This is a genomic window from Streptomyces sp. NPDC126497 (assembly GCF_040302425.1).
In the GTDB taxonomy this organism is placed as follows: domain Bacteria; phylum Actinomycetota; class Actinomycetes; order Streptomycetales; family Streptomycetaceae; genus Streptomyces.
In genome coordinates this window covers 13,633-31,891 of the sequence record NZ_JBEORT010000029.1, presented here as the reverse complement: position 1 = coordinate 31,891, position 18,259 = coordinate 13,633, and the positions used below count along the sequence as shown (strand labels likewise).

At 74.6% G+C, this 18,259-nt stretch carries 12 protein-coding genes; 7 read left to right on the top strand and 5 right to left on the bottom strand.

Features of this window, described 5'->3' with window-relative positions; all coding sequences use genetic code 11:
- The first annotated feature begins 150 nt into the window (after positions 1–150).
- Positions 151–2,631 carry a DNA helicase PcrA gene (gene pcrA, locus ABTY20_RS15365; protein WP_351997494.1) on the top strand — a complete coding sequence of 827 codons (2,481 nt, stop codon included), beginning with the start codon at positions 151–153 and terminating at the stop codon, positions 2,629–2,631.
- A 31-nt stretch (positions 2,632–2,662) separates the two neighbouring features.
- Here pcrA and ABTY20_RS15360 read toward each other — a convergent pair whose 3' ends face one another.
- Positions 2,663–4,255 (bottom strand): M23 family metallopeptidase, encoded by a 1,593-nt coding sequence (locus ABTY20_RS15360; protein ID WP_351997493.1) that lies wholly within the window; start codon positions 4,253–4,255, stop codon positions 2,663–2,665.
- A 227-nt stretch (positions 4,256–4,482) separates the two neighbouring features.
- On the bottom strand, positions 4,483–5,349 hold the full coding sequence (locus tag ABTY20_RS15355) for an esterase/lipase family protein (RefSeq protein WP_351997492.1): 867 nt from the start codon (positions 5,347–5,349) through the stop codon (positions 4,483–4,485).
- 395 nt (positions 5,350–5,744) lie between these two features.
- Here ABTY20_RS15355 and icmB point away from each other — a divergent pair, with 395 nt between their 5' ends.
- Positions 5,745–6,161, top strand: a complete 417-nt coding sequence (gene icmB, locus ABTY20_RS15350) for a coenzyme B12-dependent isobutyryl CoA mutase small subunit (protein WP_351997491.1) — start codon at positions 5,745–5,747, stop codon at positions 6,159–6,161.
- A gap of 233 nt (positions 6,162–6,394) precedes the next feature.
- On the opposite strand, the gene ABTY20_RS15345 is transcribed toward icmB, so the two are convergent.
- Both ABTY20_RS15345 and ABTY20_RS15340 read right to left on the bottom strand, forming a co-directional pair.
- Entirely contained in the window at positions 6,395–8,023 is a 1,629-nt protein-coding gene (locus ABTY20_RS15345) for a DUF5691 domain-containing protein (protein ID WP_351997490.1), read from the bottom strand.
- Positions 8,024–8,135: 112 nt separating this feature from the next.
- Positions 8,136–9,479 carry an SWIM zinc finger family protein gene (locus ABTY20_RS15340; protein WP_351997489.1) on the bottom strand — a complete coding sequence of 448 codons (1,344 nt, stop codon included), beginning with the start codon at positions 9,477–9,479 and terminating at the stop codon, positions 8,136–8,138.
- A 132-nt stretch (positions 9,480–9,611) separates the two neighbouring features.
- On the opposite strand from ABTY20_RS15340, the gene ABTY20_RS15335 reads away from it, so the two are divergent.
- The 5 genes from ABTY20_RS15335 (at position 9,612) to sucD (ending at position 16,877) form a co-directional block, all read left to right on the top strand.
- Positions 9,612–10,763 (top strand): ATP-binding protein, encoded by a 1,152-nt coding sequence (locus tag ABTY20_RS15335; protein WP_351997488.1) that lies wholly within the window; start codon positions 9,612–9,614, stop codon positions 10,761–10,763.
- Positions 10,760–13,093: a DUF5682 family protein gene (locus tag ABTY20_RS15330; RefSeq protein ID WP_351997487.1), complete on the top strand. Its 2,334-nt coding sequence runs from the start codon at positions 10,760–10,762 to the stop codon at positions 13,091–13,093. Before ABTY20_RS15335 ends, ABTY20_RS15330 begins: the two co-directional genes overlap by 4 nt.
- On the top strand, positions 13,090–14,280 hold the full coding sequence (locus ABTY20_RS15325) for a VWA domain-containing protein (protein ID WP_502991814.1): 1,191 nt from the start codon (positions 13,090–13,092) through the stop codon (positions 14,278–14,280). The genes ABTY20_RS15330 and ABTY20_RS15325 overlap by 4 nt, the downstream gene beginning before the upstream one ends.
- 512 nt (positions 14,281–14,792) lie before the next feature.
- Positions 14,793–15,971, top strand: a complete 1,179-nt coding sequence (gene sucC, locus ABTY20_RS15320) for an ADP-forming succinate--CoA ligase subunit beta (RefSeq protein WP_351997486.1) — start codon at positions 14,793–14,795, stop codon at positions 15,969–15,971.
- A gap of 21 nt (positions 15,972–15,992) precedes the next feature.
- Positions 15,993–16,877 (top strand): succinate--CoA ligase subunit alpha, encoded by an 885-nt coding sequence (gene sucD, locus ABTY20_RS15315; protein ID WP_351997485.1) that lies wholly within the window; start codon positions 15,993–15,995, stop codon positions 16,875–16,877.
- A gap of 138 nt (positions 16,878–17,015) precedes the next feature.
- Here the strand turns inward: sucD and ABTY20_RS15310 are convergent, their stop codons facing one another.
- Positions 17,016–18,188: a helix-turn-helix domain-containing protein gene (locus ABTY20_RS15310; protein ID WP_351997484.1), complete on the bottom strand. Its 1,173-nt coding sequence runs from the start codon at positions 18,186–18,188 to the stop codon at positions 17,016–17,018.
- Positions 18,189–18,259 lie beyond the last annotated feature (71 nt).

The following is an 18,259-nucleotide window of genomic DNA, read 5'->3' as shown; positions in this document are numbered from 1 at the left end:
CCCGATACGTTTTCGTGACCTTGCGGGTGGTGTCACCCAGGGTGAGGAGGTGGTTCTGGAGGGTGCGCGTCCCGCCCCGGCCGCCGGATTCCGGGGATGTTCCCGGGGCGGCCCCGGGTTGTCGGTGGAGCGCCCTAGACTCGGAGAGCGATGAGCAGCCTCTTTGACGACAGCTTCCTGGCGGACCTCCAGGCCCAGCGGGGCCCCGAGGACGAACCCCCGCCGCCGCCCGAGGACGAGCACGTACCGGAGCAGGTCCCGGACGACCTGTTCGGCGGGAAGTTCGACGTGCCGCCGGACAGGGACGCCTACTACCGTGACGGCGCCCCGCGCCCGGTGATCGACACCGCCGCGTTGCTGGAGGGGCTGAACGACAACCAGCGCGCCGCCGTCGTGCACTCCGGCTCCCCGCTGCTCATCGTGGCCGGCGCCGGTTCCGGCAAGACCCGCGTGCTCACCCACCGCATCGCCCACCTGCTGGCCGAGCGGCACGTCCATCCGGGCCAGATCCTCGCGATCACCTTCACCAACAAGGCCGCGGGCGAGATGAAGGAGCGCGTCGAGCAGCTCGTCGGCCCGCGCGCGGGCGCCATGTGGGTCATGACGTTCCACAGCGCGTGCGTGCGCATCCTGCGCCGCGAGAGCAAGAGGCTCGGCTTCACGTCGTCGTTCTCGATCTACGACGCCGCCGACTCCAAGCGGCTGATGGCCCTGGTCTGCCGCGACCTGGACCTCGACCCCAAGCGCTTCCCGCCGAAGTCCTTCAGCGCCAGGATCAGCAACCTGAAGAACGAGCTGATCGACGAGGAGGACTTCGCCGCCCGGGCGGCCGACGGCTTCGAGAAGACCCTGGCCCAGGCCTACGCGCTCTACCAGTCCCGGCTGCGTGAGGCGAACGCGCTGGACTTCGACGACCTGATCATGACGACGGTCAACCTGCTGCGCGCCTTCCCGGACGTCGCCGAGCACTACCGCCGCCGCTTCCGGCACGTCATGGTCGACGAGTACCAGGACACCAACCACGCCCAGTACGCCCTGGTCCGTGAGCTCGTCGGCAGCTCCGAGCACCCCGCCGGCGCACCCTCCGAGGCCGAGGTCCCGCCCGCCGAGCTGTGCGTGGTGGGCGACGCCGACCAGTCGATCTACGCCTTCCGCGGCGCGACGATCCGCAACATCCTCCAGTTCGAGGAGGACTACCCGGACGCGACCACCATCCTGCTGGAGCAGAACTACCGCTCCACGCAGACCATCCTGAGCGCGGCCAACGCCGTCATCGAGCGCAACGAGTCGCGCCGCCCCAAGAACCTGTGGACCAACGCCGGCGCCGGCGCGCGGATCACCGGGTACGTCGCGGACACCGAGCACGACGAGGCCCAGTTCGTCGCCGACGAGATAGACCGCCTCACCGACGCGGGCGAGGCCAAGGCGGGCGACGTCGCCGTCTTCTACCGCACCAACGCCCAGTCCCGTGTCTTCGAGGAGATCTTCATCCGCGTCGGCCTGCCCTACAAGGTCGTCGGCGGCGTCCGCTTCTACGAGCGCAAGGAGGTCCGGGACGTCCTGGCCTACCTGCGGGTGCTCGCCAACCCCGAGGACTCGGTGCCGCTGCGCCGCATCCTCAACGTCCCCAAGCGGGGCATCGGCGAGCGCGCGGAGGCGATGATCGACGCCCTCGCCCAGCGCGAGCGGATCAGCTTCCCGCAGGCGCTGCGGCGCGTCGACGAGGCGTACGGCATGGCCGCGCGCTCGACGAACGCCGTGAAGCGGTTCAACACGCTGATGGAGGACCTCCGTACGGTCGTCGAGTCCGGGGCGGGCCCGGCGACGGTCCTGGAGGCGATCCTCGAACGCACCGGTTACCTCGCCGAGCTGCAGGCCTCCACCGATCCGCAGGACGAGACCCGGATCGAGAACCTCCAGGAGCTCGCCGCCGTGGCCCTGGAGTTCGAGCAGGAGCGCGGCGAGGGCGAGTCGGTCGCGCTGTCCGACTTCCTGGAGCAGGTCGCCCTGGTCGCCGACTCCGACCAGATCCCCGACGAGGACGAGGACGGCTCCGGCGTCATCACTCTGATGACCCTGCACACCGCCAAGGGCCTGGAGTTCCCGGTCGTCTTCCTCACCGGCATGGAGGACGGCGTCTTCCCGCACATGCGCGCCCTCGGCCAGACCAAGGAGCTGGAGGAGGAGCGGCGCCTGGCGTACGTCGGCATCACGCGCGCGCGCGAGCGGCTGTACCTGACCCGGTCGACGCTGCGCAGCGCCTGGGGCCAGCCCTCCTACAACCCGCCCTCGCGTTTCCTGGAGGAGATCCCGGCCGCCCACCTGGAGTGGAAGCGGACCGGGGCGAGCGCGCCGGTGCCCTCCGGGCCGGTGTCGGGAGTGGCGGCCTCGCTGTCGTCGTCCCGCTCGCGCTCGTCGGCGTCGGGCGCCTCCGGCTTCGCCACCCGGCGGTCCGCGGAGAAGCCCGTGGTGTCGCTGGCGGCCGGGGACCGGGTCACGCACGACCAGTTCGGCCTCGGGACGGTGGTCGCGGTCAAGGGCGCGGGGGCGAACGCGGAGGCGACGATCGACTTCGGGGACACCAAGCCCAAGCGTCTGCTGCTGCGGTACGCGCCGGTGGAGAAGTTGTAGCCGCGGGCCGGGACCCGTCGTGGGGAGGCCCCTACGACGGGTCGAGGCCGTGGCTGCGGAACCAGGCGAGCGGGTCGGTCGCCGCGCCGCCGGCCGGGCGGACCTCGAAGTGCAGGTGCGGGCCGGTCGAGTTGCCGGAGTTCCCGGAGAAGGCGATCGGGTCGCCGGCCTTCACGGCCGTACCGGAGGGGACCCGGTAGCTGGAGAGGTGGCAGTACCACGTCTCCGTGCCGTCCTTCGCCGTCACGATCATCATGTTGCCGTAGGCGGAGTTGTACTGCGTGCGCACCGTGCCGTCGGTCGCGGCCATCACCGTCGCGCCGTACGAGACGGGGAAGTCGATGCCGGTGTGGACGGACATCCAGTTGATGCCGGACTGGCCGTAGTAGGCGCTGAGCCCGTGCTGGACGACCGGGAGCGCGAACTTCGGCCGCAGCCGCTCCTTGCGGGCCGCCTCCTGCGCCGCCCGCTTGCGCTCGGCCTCCTGCTGCGCCTTGAGGTCGATGCGCTCCTGGGTGCGGCTGGCCCGGTCGGCGAAGTCGTCGGCGCCGGCGGCGAGGCTCTCCAGCTGGGTGTCCAGCTTGATGTTGGCGGCGGACGGTTTCACCGGCTGGGCGTCGGCCGCGCTCGTCGCCGTGTCCTGGCCGCCGTCGTCGGTCAGGCTGCCGACCGAGGCCGCGGCGATGCCGGCGACGCCCATCACGCACGCCGAGGGGACGGCCACCGTCAGCAGCGCGGAGCGCCTGGCGGGCGTACGGCGGCGGGAACGGGACCCGGCGCGCGAGGCCGCGCGCGGCGCCGGGGCGGGAACGGTCTCCTCCTGCCCGTCGAGCAGGTGCACCGCGGGCAGCTCACCGGTGTCGGCGGGCTCGTCGGCGGCGGGGGCCTCGTGGGGCTCCTGGCCGAAGGGCTCGGCCTGCGGCTCGTAGGCGTCGGACGCGGGCGCCGGGGCGGCGGTCCCGCCGCCGTCGGAGTTCCACTGCGTGGCGTCGTAGACGCCGCTGTCGAAGGTCTGTGTGCCCCAGTCCCACTGCTGGGTCCGGTCGGCGGGGTCCCCGGCCCCGTCGGACCGGAGCCATTCACCGGTGTCCCACTGGCCGCTGTTCTCCGGCGAGGTGGCCTGCGACGGGATCACCGTCATCGGGTGGTGGCCGGTGGTCCAGGCGGTCGCGTCGTGACCGCCGGTGTCGTACGCGGACGGGTACGGGGCCGCGTACCCGTCGTACTGTCCGGTGTCGTGACCGCCCGAGGGCCAGTGCCCGGTCTCGTAAGCGCCCGTGTCGTGGGCGTTGCCCGGCAGGTCGCCGAAGAGGGGATCGGGGACGAAGGCCCCGGCGGTGTGGTCGCCGGTCCCGTAGTGGGTGGCGGCGAAACCGGTGGCGCCGTACTCGCCGTACGTGGTGAGGTCGCCGTACGGGGCTTCCTGGGTGCCGTACGACGCGTGGGGCGCCGAGGCGGCATCGGAAGCCGGGGCCGGGGCCATGGTCCCCGACGGGTGACGGTCGTTCACCAACTTCTCTTTCGCCTCGACAACAGGGGCTGCCAGAGCAGTGCGGCGACTGTACCCGGCGGTATGCGGGCACGACAATCTTCCCCAGGTTTCGCGCGCGCAGGAAACGGGCATTCGGTTGTCTTTTGGCGGACGACGGGCGCTGTCTTGGCTTTTTGTTCGAGATGTGTTCGAGAGCGTGAGCGGTTCGGCGGCGGTAAAGGGGCCGTCCCGGACCGTTGCTGTTCGGATTTCCGCCGAGGGGGCGAACGGTCCCGGTCGTCCCGCGGTGCCCGTGCCGGGCGTGTCGCGTCCCCTCCGCGCGGCGGGCCGGCGCCGGGAGCGGGTCCGTCGGGTCGCCGTCAGGCCACCGTGAGGCCTTCCGGGCGGCCGGTGGAGGGTTCTCCCGGACGGGCCGTGTCCAGGGCCTGCCGTATGCGGGTCGCCACGGCCGGGTGCACGGGCAGGGCGAGGTGCCCGACGCCGCTCACCCGGACGTTCACCGCCGTCAGGTCGGGGTGCTCGACACACGCCGACTCCAACGGGTCCATGATGTGGTCGAGGTCGCTCCAGAACGCGACGAAGTGCGTCCGGCAGCCCGGTGCGGGCCGGGCGAGCTCCTCGAGCACCGGCGAACCGGGGCGCATCTGGCGCACGATGGGGTGCGCGTTGGCCAGCGGTGCGACGCGGGTGCCGGCGTGCGGGGTGCCGAGCGTGACGAGCGTCCGCACGCGGGTGTCACCGCTGAGCCGCTGCACGTAGTACCGCGCGATGAGCCCGCCGAGGCTGTGCCCGACCACGTCGACCCGGTCGCTGCCCGTGCGCTCGCACACCTGCTCGATGTGTCGGCCGAGCAGTTCGGCCGCGATGCGGATGTCGCAGGTCAGCGGCGAGTAGTTGAGCGACTCGATCTGCTGCCTGCCGTGCTGGGCGAGGCTGCGGCGCAGCAGGACGAAGACCGACCGGTTGTCGATGAAGCCGTGCAGCAGCACGACCGGGGGCTTGGCCCTGGCCGGCAGCTCCGCGGTGCCGTCCGGGACGGGCGGCGCGGGGCTCGCGCCCCTGCGTTCCTGGACGATGCCGACGGGATAGAGCAGGAGGTGGCCCGCCAGGATCGCCAGCTCCAGCGCGGTCGCCTTCAGCAGGGTCAGGGGGAGATCCGTCAGCCGGGCCGGCAGAAGGCGCCGGCAGAGCGGCAGGAAGGGAAGAGCTGCCTGGGTGACCTTCATGGCCGACCTCCTGTCGGCACGCGGGAGGACGGCCCTGTCCCCCATGTGCCCTCGTGGGGCATCGCTACGAGAGCGGTCGACGGCGCGCGCGTGTGAGGTGCGGAGGGGGCGCGCTGGTGCGGCGACCTCGGTGCGAATCCCTTGTACGCATGTTCCCACCGTTGCCCGAGTGGTGCACGGGCGCGCGGTGTGCGGGCCGCGGGGGCCGGGAACGCTGCGCGGTGAACGTGTCCCTGCGTGTGATTTGCCCCTCCCCGCGCACCGTGAAACTGCCGGTTGCGGGATGCTGGGGATAACGTTCGTTCACTTCCCCGGCCGGTTCGGACCGGGGGATCCGGGCGATGTGTGCGGTACTTGTCGGTACGGATGGATGTAGTCGCTTCATGGAGGCAGTGATGGGTGTGGCAGCCGGTCCGATCCGCGTGGTGGTGGCCAAGCCGGGGCTCGACGGCCACGATCGCGGGGCCAAGGTGATCGCGCGGGCGCTGCGCGACGCCGGTATGGAGGTGATCTACACCGGACTCCACCAGACCCCCGAGCAGATCGTCGACACCGCGATCCAGGAGGACGCCGACGCGATCGGCCTGTCCATCCTCTCCGGGGCGCACAACACGCTCTTCGCGGCGGTGATCGAGCTGCTCGAGCAGCGGGACGCGGCGGACATCCTGGTCTTCGGCGGCGGGATCATCCCCGAGGCGGACATCGCTCCGCTGAAGGAGAAGGGCGTCGCGGAGATCTTCACCCCGGGGGCGACCACGGCGTCCATCGTGGACTGGGTGCGGGCGAACGTGCGGCAGCCGGCGGAGGCGTAGACCGCCTCCGGGGCGTCCCGCGCGCGGCGGCCGGGCCCCGGCAGGTCGCCGGACCGGACCGGACGCCCCGGCGCGTTCGCCCCGGGGCCGGCACGGGACGGGGCGCGCTGCCCGGCGTTCGCGGAGCGCCTCCCCGGCGTCGGGGACACCGGAGGAGGGCCGACCGTCCGCGGTGGACGCGGGGCGGTCGCCCGCGCGGACGCGGCCGGAGGAGGACGTCCCGCCCCGGGCGGTCAGGGGGCGGCCAAAGTCAGCTCCGCCTGTATGGCCGCGCGCAGGCGCAGCGTGGCGACCAGGCGTTGGAAGGCCTCCGACCAGTAGCCGCCGGATCCGGGCGACGCGTTCTCCGGCTCGTCCGGCGTCGCCAGGAGTGCGTCGAGGCGGTCGGCCTCCGACGGGTCGAGGCAGCGTTCGGCCAGGCCCATGACTCCGCTGAAACTCCATGGATAACTCCCTGCGTCACGCGCGATGTCGAGCGCGTCGACCACCGCCCGTCCGACCGGCGCCGCCCAGGGCACGGCACACACCCCGAGCAGCTGGAACGCCTCGGACAGACCGTGCGTCTCGATGAACCCGGCCACCCACTCCGCCCGTTCGGCGGCGTCCAGCGTGCCGAGCAGCTCGGCCCGTTCGGCCAGCGACACCGCTCCCGGACCGCCCGCCTCCGGCGCGGAGGGCTTCCCGAGCAGCGCCCGGGACCACGCCGCGTCACGCTGCCGTACCGCGGCCCGGCACCAGGCCGCGTGCAGCTCGTCCCGCCAGCCGTCCGCCACCGGCAGCGCCACGATCTCCTCGGGCGTGCGCCCGCCGAGCCGCCGCGACCAGCCGCCCAGGGGCGCCGACTCCACCAACTGGCCGAGCCACCAGGACCGTTCGCCCCGGCCCGCCGGGGCCCTGGCCACCACCCCGTCGCGTTCCATGTCCGCGTCGCACTCGTGCGGCGCCTCGACGGCGATCGTGGGTGTGTCCCGCGTGTGGTCGACGGCCACGCACGCCCCGGCCCGCACCGCCATGCGCCCGGCCAGCGCGGAGCCGGGCAGGGCCGACAGCAGCTCCGCCGCCGTCGCCCGCACATTGCGGCTGCGGTCGGCCAGGGCCTGCTCCAGGAAGGGCTCGTCGTCCGGGCCGAGTCCGGTGCGCAGCGAGTCCAGGAACATCAGCCGGTCCTCCGCCCGCTCCGTCGCCCACGTCGTCGCGAGGAGTGCGCGCGCGGCGGCCGGCTCGCGGGAGCGCAGGACGGCGAGCAGGGCGACCCGTTCGGCGAAGAGGCCCTCCTCCCAGAGCCGCCGGACGGCCTCCGCGTCGTGATGACGGGGCGCGGTGACGCCCCCGCCCGGTGCGGAGCGCAGGGCGAACCGCCAGTCGGGGTTGAACCGGGCCAGCCACAGGGCGCGCGGCCCCGCGAACCGCAGCGCCGCGGGGCGCAGGTCGCTGCGTGCCCGCGCGGCGTCGAGCAGGGCGGGCAGCGCGGCCGGGGGTGCCGCGAAACCGCGGGCGTTCGCCGTCGCCAGCCACTGGGGCAGCAGCTCCATGAGGTCCGGAGCCGTGCCCCGTCGGCCGCCGCCGGAGGCGCCGGGGCGGTCGGCGAGCAGCGTCGTGAGCCGGCGCGCGGCGGCGGGCGGCAACGGAGGACGCGGATCCTCGGGAGCCGGCCGCGGACGCTCCGCGGCCCGCGCCGGCCGCAGCCCGGCGCGCCGTCGTACGGTCGCCGCGGCCGCCGCGTCCAGCAGGGCCGACGGGGCGTCCGGCCCGGGCACGGCGCCCGCCGGTGTCCGCCGGTCCGTGCCCAGCAGGGCCGTGGTCACCAGCTCCTCCCAGGGATCCGGGAGGGACGCGTCCACGGCGGTGGTCGTCCTGCTCATGAGCTTCCTCTCCGACGGGCGCCCCGGTGCGGTCGAGGACCCGTGCGCACCGGGTGTCCCGTGATGTCCGAAAGATTCCCGGGGCGGGCGGGGCCACGGGTGACGGTGCCGCTCAGCACAGCGGCACCGCCTCACCGGGCCCCTCCGGCCATGCCGCCAACGGAGTGAACCCCTGGTGGCCGCACTCGCCGAAGACCCTGACCGGGGCACCGCCCGACAGGGCGACCAGGCGCCACAGGCCGGGGCGGGACCGCGCGGCCGGGGTCAGCGGCAGGGCGGCGTCCTCGTCGGCGTCGGCCAGCTGCCAGCCGTCACCGTCCGGAGCCGGTACCACCCGGTCCAGCGTGACCGGGACCGACTCCAGCCAGGGGTCGTCGCGCAACGCCTCGCCGTAGCGGGCGGCCGCCCGGGACGTCGTCGTCCCCGGCGGCCGTACGTCCGTCGGCGCGGCCGGCGCGAACCGCTCGCCCAGGGCCGCCCGCGGCCGGCCCGCGCCCGGGTACGCGGTCAGCTCCGCGTCGAGGGCCAGCCCGACCGGCAGCGTGAGCTCGGGGGCGCGGCCCGCCGCACCGTAGGACAGGAGCAGCGCGGTGCGGCCCGAGCCCGTGCCGTACAGCCAGGCGCGGCGGGTCGTCAGCCGGCTGTCCGCCGTGTCGTACTGGGCGAGGACCAGCCAGTGGTCGCGTATCGCCGGACCGTCCGGCGACGCGGTCAGACCGACGCGGGAACGGACCGTCGCGGCCAGGCCCTCCGGCAGCCGCTCCCGGCGCAGCCAGCCCCGGCAGAGCAGGTGGAGCAGCGCGCACTCCTCCAGCAGCCGCACCGGCCCGCCCGGGCCGGTGCCCGCGAACGCCCCCAGCTCCCGCACCCGGGCGGCCAGCCCCGGCGCCTGGGCGTCGACCATGCGGGCCGCGGTCTCCTCCCACCGTCCGTGCCCCGACTGCTCGGCCGCCGCCAGGCCGCCGCGGAGCAGATCGGCCAGGCGCCGCTCCAGCTCCACCGCGCCCGCCGTCACCCGCTCGGCCCGGCGCTCCGCCCTGCGCCGGGCCGCCTGCGGACCGCCGGGGCCCGGGGCGTCCGCGGCCGGCGTCCGCCCCGTACGCGCGCGCCGGCCCGCGATCCACCGCCCGGCCCACTCCGGCGCCTCCCCCCGCGGCACCGCCCCGTCCCCGCCCGACCAGAGCAGCAGCAGGCCGAGCGCGTGCTCGCACGGGGACTCACGGCCCGGGCAACTGCAGTGGTACGCGGGCCCGGAGGCGTCCGCGACGTCGACGACCGTCCGGTACGGAGTGCTCCCACCGCCCTCGCACAGGCCCCACACCGTCCCCTCGTCCGAGCGGCCGGCCCCGGACCACCGGCCGGCCGTGCCGAGTTCGCTTCCCGCCGTGCGCGACGCGGAGTCGGGCGCCAGCGCCAGCACCTGGTCCGCGGTCCAGCGCACCTCCTGCTGAGTCATGCCGTCGAACCTAGATCCCGGCACTGACAATCGCCCCGACGGCTGTGTCCGTGCAGGTCAGAGCGATTGTCAGTGGCGTGGTGCACGGTTGGTGCCAGATCCGGACCGGCCGAGCTGGAGGGGGACTCAACCATGCCCGTCCCTGTTGAACCGACGTCCGTCGACCCGAGCCGGGACGACTCCGCGCCCGCGGACGCGCCGCCCGCGCAGACCCTGCGACCGCATGCCGAGGACGCCTTCGCCGCCGAACTCGCCGCGCTGGCGGCGCAGGACGACCGCCCCCGCCCCGCCCGCTGGCGGCTGTCGCCGTGGGCCGTCGCCACCTACCTGCTCGGCGGCACGCTGCCGGACGGCACGGTGATCACACCGAAGTACATCGGTCCGCGCCGCATCGTCGAGGTCGCGGTGACCACCCTGGCCACCGACCGCGCCCTGCTCCTGCTCGGAGTGCCCGGCACCGCGAAGACCTGGGTCTCCGAGCACCTGGCCGCCGCGGTCAGCGGCGACTCGACCCTGCTGGTGCAGGGCACGGCCGGCACCCCGGAGGAAGCCATCCGCTACGGGTGGAACTACGCCCGGCTGCTCGCCCACGGCCCCAGCCGGGACGCCCTGGTGCCCGGTCCGGTGATGCGGGCCATGGCGGAGGGCATGACGGCCCGCGTCGAGGAGCTGACCCGCATCCCGGCCGACGTCCAGGACACGCTGATCACCATCCTGTCGGAGAAGACGCTGCCGATACCGGAGCTGGGCCAGGAGGTGCAGGCGGTCCGCGGCTTCAACCTGATCGCCACGGCCAACGACCGCGACCGCGGGATCAACGACCTGTCCAGCGCCCTGCGCCGCCGCTTCAACACGGTGGTGCTGCCGCTGCCGGAGACCCCGGAGGCGGAGGTCGACATCGTCTCGCGCCGGGTCGGCCAGATCGGCCGCTCCCTCGACCTGCCGGCCGTGCCCGACGGCATCGACGAGATCCGCCGGGTCGTCACCGTCTTCCGCGAGCTGCGCGCCGGGGTCACCACCGACGGCCGCACCAAGCTCAAGTCGCCCAGCGGCACGCTGTCGACCGCCGAGGCGATCTCCGTCGTCACGGGCGGGCTGGCGCTCGCCGCCCACTTCGGCGACGGCGTGCTGCGGGCCGGGGACGTCGCCGCGGGCGTCCTCGGCGCGGTCGTCCGCGACCCGGCGGCGGACCGCGTCGTCTGGCGGGAGTACCTGGAGACCGTGGTCCGCGAGCGGGACGGCTGGAAGGACTTCTACCGGGCCTGCCGGGAGGCCGGTGGATGAACGGCGGGAGGGGCGGGAAGGCGGGCGCCGCGGGGCCGCTGCTGCTCGGGGTGCGGCACCACGGGCCGGGGTCCGCGCGGGCCGTGCGGGCGGTGCTGGAGGAGGTCCGGCCGGGCGCCGTGCTGATCGAGGGGCCGCCGGAGGCGGACGCGCTGATCCCGCTCGCCGCCGACGCGGACATGCGGCCGCCGGTCGCGCTGCTCGCCCACGCGGTGGACGAGCCCGGCCGCTCGGCCTTCTGGCCGCTGGCCGCGTTCTCCCCGGAGTGGACCGCGATCCGCTGGGCGCTGGAGCACGGGGTCCCGGCCCGCTTCATCGACCTGCCGGCCGCGCACGCCCTGGCCTGGGAGGAGGACGAGGGTCCCGGGTCCGGCGCGGAGGGGGCCGTGCGGGTCGATCCGCTGGGGGTGCTCGCGCAGACCGCCGGGTACGACGACGCCGAGCGGTGGTGGGAGGACGTCGTCGAGCACCGGGGGGCCGGCGGCGGGGACGCGGTCGCGCCGTTCACCGCGCTCGAGGAGGCCATGGCCGCACTGCGGGAGGAGTACGGGGGCGGGGGACACCGGCGGGACCCGGTGCGCGAGGCGTACATGCGGCTGCAGGTGCGGGCGGCGCGGCGGGAGTTCGGGGACGGGGTGGCCGTGGTCTGCGGTGCCTGGCACGTGCCGGCGCTGCGGCGGAGGACCACCGTCGCCGCCGACCGCGCCCTGCTGAAGGGGCTGCCCAGGGTGAGGACGGACATGACCTGGGTGCCCTGGACCCACCGCAGGCTCTCCCGGGCGAGCGGCTACGGCGCGGGCATCGACTCCCCCGGCTGGTACGGGCACCTGTTCGACGCCCCGGACCGGCCGGTGGAGCGGTGGCTGACCAGGGTGGCCGGGCTGCTGCGGGCCGAGGACCGGACGGTCTCCTCCGCGCACGTCATCGAGGCCGTACGGCTGGCGGAGACCCTCGCGGCGCTGCGCGGACGCCCGCTGCCCGGCCTGACCGAGACGATCGACGCCGCACGGGCGGTGATGTGCGAGGGCTCCGACGTGCCGCTGGCGCTGGTGCGCGAGCGGCTGGTCGTCGGCGACGTGCTCGGGCAGGTGCCGGCGGCGGCGCCCGCCGTGCCGTTGCAGCGGGACCTCGCGCGGATCCAGCGCCGGCTGCGGCTGCGACCGGAGGCGGCGGAGCGGGAGCTGGAGCTCGACCTGCGCAAGGAGACCGACGCGGAGCGCGGCAGACTGCTGCACCGGCTGCGGCTGCTCGGCATCGGCTGGGGGGAGCCGGCCGCCGCACGCGGCGGCACGGGAACCTTCCGGGAGACCTGGCGGCTGCGCTGGGAGCCCGAGCTGTCCGTGCGGGTCGCCGAGGCCGGGGTGTGGGGGACGACCGTGCTCGCCGCCGCGACCGCCAAGGCGGAGGCGGACGCCGTCGGCGCGCGGGGACTCGCCGAGGTCACCGGGCTCGCCGAGCGCTGCCTGCTGGCCGCCCTGCCCGAAGCGCTGCCCACGGTGATGCGGGTCCTCGCCGACCGCGCGGCCCTCGACACGGACGTCGGCCACCTCGCCCAGGCGCTGCCCGCCCTGGTCCGTTCGCTGCGCTACGGCGACGTGCGCGGCACCGGCACCGCGGCGCTGGCCGAGGTCGCCGCCGGTCTCGCCGAGCGGGTCTTCGTCGGGCTGCCCCCGGCCTGCGCCGCACTGGACGCGGACGCCGCCGACGAGATGCGGGGCCACGTCGACGCGGTGCACGGCGCGGTGGGCCTCCTCGGCGACGCGCCCGCACCGGGCCACGAGAGGCTGCGCGCCCGCTGGCGGTCGGTGCTGCGGACCCTGTCCGCACGGGACACCGTGCCCGGCGTCCTGCGCGGGCGGTCCGTACGGCTCCTGCTGGACGAGGGGGAGCTGGCGCAGGACGAGGCGGCGCGGCTGATGGGGCTCGTGCTGTCGCCGGGCACACCCCCGGCCGACGCGGCCGCCTGGATCGAGGGCTTCGTCGGCGGCCCCGGCGGCGGACTGCTCCTGGTCCACGACGAGCGGCTGCTCGGGCTGGTCGACACATGGCTCACGGGCGTGCCGGCGGAGGCGTTCACGGACGTGCTGCCGCTGCTGCGGCGGACGTTCTCGACGTACGAGCCGGGGGTGCGGCGCACCGTCGGCGAGCTGGTGCGGCGCGGACCGGGCGCACGGGCGGACGTGGTGGCCGCGCTGTCCGGCGCCCCCGGCTTCGCCCCCGCTCCCGACACCGCCCGCGCGGACGCCGTGCTGCCGGTCGTGCGGCTGCTGCTCGGGCCGGACGAGGGGGACGGGGGAGCGCGCGACGGACGCGCGGGGGTGACGGGATGACGGACGCACAGGGGGAGGCGGACATGCCGGACACGACCACGGATCCGGCGCGGGAGCGGCTGCGGCGCTGGCGGCTCGTGCTCGGCGGGGACACGGCCGACGGGACCGGATGCGCGCTGTCCGGGCGGGACGCCGCGATGGACGGGGCGCTCGCCGCGCTCTACGGCAGGGGGGACGAACCGCGGGCGGGCCGGGACCGTCCGGCGGGGCTCGGCGCGTCGGCGCCGTCGGTGGCGCGCTGGCTCGGGGACATACGGACCTACTTCCCCTCCTCCGTCGTCCGGGTCATGCAGCGCGACGCCATCGACCGGCTCGGCCTCGCCGCGCTGCTGCTGGAACCGGAGACGCTGGAGGCCGTCGAGGCCGACGTCCACCTCGTCGGAACGCTGCTGTCGCTCGACAAGGCGATGCCGGAGACGACGAGGGAGACGGCGCGGGCGGTCGTGCGCAAGGTCGTCGAGGACCTGGAGGAGCGGCTCGCCGCCCGCACCCGGGCCGCCCTCACCGGCGCCCTCGACCGCAGCGCCCGCGTCAGCCGGCCACGCCACCACGACATCGACTGGAACCGCACCGTCGCGGCCAACCTCAAGCACTACCTCCCGGAGCACCGGACGGTCGTGCCCGAGCGGCTCATCGGCTACGGGCGCGCCTCGAGGTCGGTGCGCAAGGAGGTCGTCCTCTGCGTCGACCAGTCCGGGTCGATGGCGGCGTCCGTGGTGTACGCGGCGGTGTTCGGGGCGGTGCTCGCCTCCCTGCGGTCGGTCGACACCCGGCTCGTCGTCTTCGACACGGCGGTCGTCGACCTCACCGACCGGCTCGACGACCCCGTCGACGTGCTCTTCGCCACCCGGCTCGGCGGCGGCACGGACATCAACCGGGCGCTGGCGTACTGCCGGGCGCGGATCACCCGGCCGGCGGAGACGGTGGTCGTGCTGATCAGCGACCTCTACGAAGGGGGGATACGCGACGGGATGCTCAAGCGGGTGGCGGAGATGAAGGCGTCGGGCGTGCAGTTCGTGGCGCTTCTCGCGCTGTCCGACGAGGGGGCGCCCGCCTACGACAGGGAGCACGCGGCGGCGCTCGCCGCGCTGGGCGCGCCGGCGTTCGCCTGCACACCCGATCTGTTCCCGGAGGTGATGGCGGCGGCGATCGAGAAGCGGCCGTTGCCGGTACCGGACGCGGGGTGAGGCGGCACGGGACGGCTCCCCGTGCCGCGCCCGCCCCGCCCACGTCGCCCGCCCCCGCGTGTCACCCGTATCTGACTCATAGGTAAGAAGGACTCCGCGGGGTGTCGGAACCCGGACAGCCGAAAGCCGTCGGCCTGTTCGCTCGCAGCCCCGCGCAGGGACGGCCGGCCCCATTGGGGTGGGGGCGCGCCGCCCCGCATCCCGGGCAGCGGGGCGTTCGCCGCCCCTCCGGGCTGTTCGACAGGGCCTCACCGGGCCGGCCCCAGTCCGGTGAGGCCCCTCACCCCGGCACGCCGTGCCAGAGAGGGCGGCATCATGTGACAGGTATCACCGCTCACGTGTGACCCGCGATTTAGAGAGGCCCCCCCGGCGGCGATAACCTGCGAGACGGACATGCCGCGCGCTCGGACACCGTGTGCGCCTCCCTTGTGACACAGCGGACGTCACGTTGCCCTTCGCGGCACGCCCACGCATCCAACGAACCGCGAGATCACTGATAGGGACGGAAGCGCGTGGACCTGTTCGAGTACCAGGCGAGGGACCTCTTCGCCAAGCACGATGTACCGGTGCTGGCCGGTGAAGTCATCGACACGCCTGAGGCGGCCCGCGCAGCCACTGAGCGTCTCGGTGGCAAGTCCGTCGTCAAGGCCCAGGTGAAGGTCGGCGGCCGAGGCAAGGCCGGCGGCGTCAAGCTCGCCGCCACCCCCGACGAGGCGGTCGAGCACGCGACCAACATCCTCGGCATGGACATCAAGGGCCACACGGTCCACAAGGTGATGATCGCCGAGACCGCTCCGGAGATCGTCGAGGAGTACTACGTCTCCTTCCTCCTCGACCGTGCCAACCGCACCTTCCTCTCCATCGCCTCCGTCGAGGGCGGCATGGAGATCGAGGAGGTGGCGGCCACCCGCCCCGAGGCGGTCGCCAAGACCCCGATCGACGCCAACGAGGGCGTGACCCCCGCCAAGGCCCGTGAGATCGTCGAGGCGGCGAACTTCCCGGCCGAGGTCGCCGACAAGGTCGCCGACGTCCTGGTCACCCTGTGGAAGACCTTCGTCGCCGAGGACGCGCTCCTCGTCGAGGTCAACCCGCTGGCCAAGGTCGCCTCCGGCGACGTCATCGCCCTGGACGGCAAGGTCTCCCTGGACGAGAACGCCGAGTTCCGCCAGCCGGAGCACGAGGCCCTGCAGGACAAGGCCTCCGCCAACCCGCTCGAGGCCGCGGCCAAGGAGAAGAACCTCAACTACGTCAAGCTCGACGGTGAGGTCGGCATCATCGGCAACGGCGCGGGTCTCGTCATGAGCACCCTGGACGTCGTCGCCTACGCCGGTGAGGCGCACGGCGGCGTCAAGCCCGCCAACTTCCTCGACATCGGCGGCGGCGCCTCCGCCGCCGTCATGGCGAACGGCCTGGAGATCATCCTCGGCGACCCGGACGTCAAGTCCGTCTTCGTCAACGTCTTCGGCGGCATCACCGCCTGCGACGAGGTCGCCAACGGCATCGTGCAGGCGCTGCAGCTGCTGAAGGACAGGGGCGAGGAAGTCACCAAGCCCCTCGTCGTCCGCCTCGACGGCAACAACGCCGAGCTGGGTCGCAAGATCCTCTCCGACGCCAACCACCCGCTGGTGCAGCGCGTGGACACCATGGACGGCGCGGCCGACAAGGCCGCCGAGCTCGCGGCTGCGAAGTAAGGAAGAGGGACTCAGACAGCCATGGCTATCTTCCTCAACAAGGACTCCAAGGTCATCGTCCAGGGCATGACCGGTGCCACGGGCATGAAGCACACCAAGCTCATGCTGGCCGACGGCACGAACATCGTCGGTGGCGTGAACCCCCGCAAGGCCGGCACGTCGGTCGACATCGACGGCAACGAGATCCCGGTCTTCGGCACGGTCGCCGAGGCGATGGAGAAGACGGGCGCCGACGTGTCCGTCCTCTTCGTGCCGCCGGCCTTCGCCAAGGCCGCCGTCGTCGAGGCCATCGACGCCGAGATCCCGCTCGCGGTCGTCATCACCGAGGGCATCGCGGTGCACGACTCCGCCGCCTTCTACGCGTACGCCGTGGAGAAGGGCAACAAGACCCGGATCATCGGCCCGAACTGCCCGGGTCTGATCACCCCCGGCCAGTCGAACGCCGGCATCATCCCGGGCGACATCACCAAGCCGGGCCGCATCGGCCTGGTCTCGAAGTCCGGCACGCTGACGTACCAGATGATGTACGAGCTGCGTGACATCGGCTTCTCCTCGGCCGTGGGCATCGGCGGCGACCCGGTCATCGGCACCACGCACATCGACGCGCTCGCCGCGTTCGAGGCCGACCCCGACACCGACCTGATCGTGATGATCGGTGAGATCGGCGGCGACGCCGAGGAGCGGGCCGCGGCCTACATCAAGGAGAACGTGAAGAAGCCGGTCGTCGGCTACGTCGCGGGCTTCACCGCGCCCGAGGGCAAGACCATGGGCCACGCCGGCGCCATCGTCTCCGGCTCCTCCGGCACGGCCGCCGCGAAGAAGGAGGCCCTCGAGGCCGCCGGCGTCAAGGTCGGCAAGACGCCGACCGAGACGGCGAAGCTGGCGCGCGCCATCCTCGCCGGCTGAGCGGGCGGCGCAGAGCGACACGTACGGGTGGGCCCGTTCCCCGGGTGGGGGCGGGCCCGCCGTCGTCTCCGCCCGCCGCCGTCCCCGTCCACGACTGTCGCGCCACGGCTGTCGCGTCCACGGCAGGGGCGCCCGCGGTCACCGGGCCTGCGGCGCCAGCCGTTCCGGCCCCCGCGGCAGCTCCTCCCGCAGCCGGGCGCGCAGCTCCCGCTCGTCCTCCGAGAGGGGTCCGGGCGCCACCCGCGGCGGAACGCCCCGCACCGTCTCGCCCGGCGGCACCGGCGGTTCGTAGCGGGCCGGGGCCGTGCGCAGGGCGAGCGCCGTGGTGCCGATCAGCGCGACCGTGAACGCGACGGCGGCCCGGGTCCAGAACCGGGCCCGGCGCTCGCTGCCGCCGCGCACCACCGGTGGTTCGGCCGCCCCCGGCCGCCCGGTGGGGGCCGCACCGGCGAGCCGCCGGCGCAGCTCCCGCGGATCCGACAGCTCCGGGAGCCGTGCGGCGACGGTCGTGCGCGCGTACGTCAGCCGGCCGGCCGCCGCCCGGGTGCTGGCCTCCGTCTCCGCCGCCGTCTCGGGCAGCCCGAGGCCGACACCGTCGTGCAGCAGGAGTGTGCGGCGGTACGGCGGCGGCAGGTGCAGCAGGGCCTCCAGGAGCGCGCGGTCGTCCGCGTCGGGGGGCGGCGGTCCGGACCGCCGGTGGCGGCGGCGGAACCGGTGCCAGGGGGAGAGCGCCCACTCGTGCGCCGCCGCGCGCACCCAGCCGGCCGGGTCAGGGTCGCGGGCCACCTCGGGCCAGCGGTCCCAGGCCAGCTGGAAGGCCCGCTCCACGGACTCGCGGGCGAGGTCGCGGCGGCCGGTGAGCAGATAGGCCTGCCGGACGAGGGCGGGGGCGCAGAAGGAGTACAGGGTGTCGAAGGCCCGGGCCGGCGTCGGGCACGCCGCGCGGGAGGCGGCCGCCGGCGGGGGCGCCTGCGTGAACGCGGAGGAATCCGGCACGGCCGTTCCCGGCCGGCCGTCGCCGCCCGGCGTGTCCAGGCGTACCGTCACCACCGCCGGGGTCTCCCCCTGACGGCCGGACACGGACCCGCACGCCCCCGCACCGGCGGCTTCCTCCGCCAGGCCGGCCAGCAGCCTCGCGTACGCCTCCCGGCGCCGGCCGCGCGGCGCGCCGCGGCCGGACTCCCACGCGTGCACCGTGCCGGGCCGCACACCCACACGCTCCGCGAGCTGAGCCCGGGTCAGCGAACCCGCCTCACGCAGGCGTCGGCGTTCACCGGGCGGGGGGAGCGGGGTGGCGGGGCTCCGCGTCACGGGGCGCCCCTCCGTCCAGAAAAGTACATAAACGTATATTGGGCGACACAGCCGGGCTTCGCCCGTTACGG

Bases quoted from the DNA above. Each gene is read 5' to 3' on its own strand.
- ABTY20_RS15330 (WP_351997487.1), top strand. From the start codon at position 10,760: ATGAACGGCGGGAGGGGCGGGAAGGCGGGCGCCGCGGGGCCGCTGCTG.
- pcrA (WP_351997494.1), top strand. From the start codon at position 151: ATGAGCAGCCTCTTTGACGACAGCTTCCTGGCGGACCTCCAGGCCCAG.
- ABTY20_RS15340 (WP_351997489.1), bottom strand. From the start codon at position 9,479: ATGACTCAGCAGGAGGTGCGCTGGACCGCGGACCAGGTGCTGGCGCTG.
- ABTY20_RS15345 (WP_351997490.1), bottom strand. From the start codon at position 8,023: ATGAGCAGGACGACCACCGCCGTGGACGCGTCCCTCCCGGATCCCTGG.
- ABTY20_RS15360 (WP_351997493.1), bottom strand. From the start codon at position 4,255: ATGCCCGTTTCCTGCGCGCGCGAAACCTGGGGAAGATTGTCGTGCCCG.
- ABTY20_RS15355 (WP_351997492.1), bottom strand. From the start codon at position 5,349: ATGAAGGTCACCCAGGCAGCTCTTCCCTTCCTGCCGCTCTGCCGGCGC.
- ABTY20_RS15325 (WP_502991814.1), top strand. From the start codon at position 13,090: ATGACGGACGCACAGGGGGAGGCGGACATGCCGGACACGACCACGGAT.
- ABTY20_RS15335 (WP_351997488.1), top strand. From the start codon at position 9,612: ATGCCCGTCCCTGTTGAACCGACGTCCGTCGACCCGAGCCGGGACGAC.
- sucD (WP_351997485.1), top strand. From the start codon at position 15,993: ATGGCTATCTTCCTCAACAAGGACTCCAAGGTCATCGTCCAGGGCATG.
- icmB (WP_351997491.1), top strand. From the start codon at position 5,745: ATGGGTGTGGCAGCCGGTCCGATCCGCGTGGTGGTGGCCAAGCCGGGG.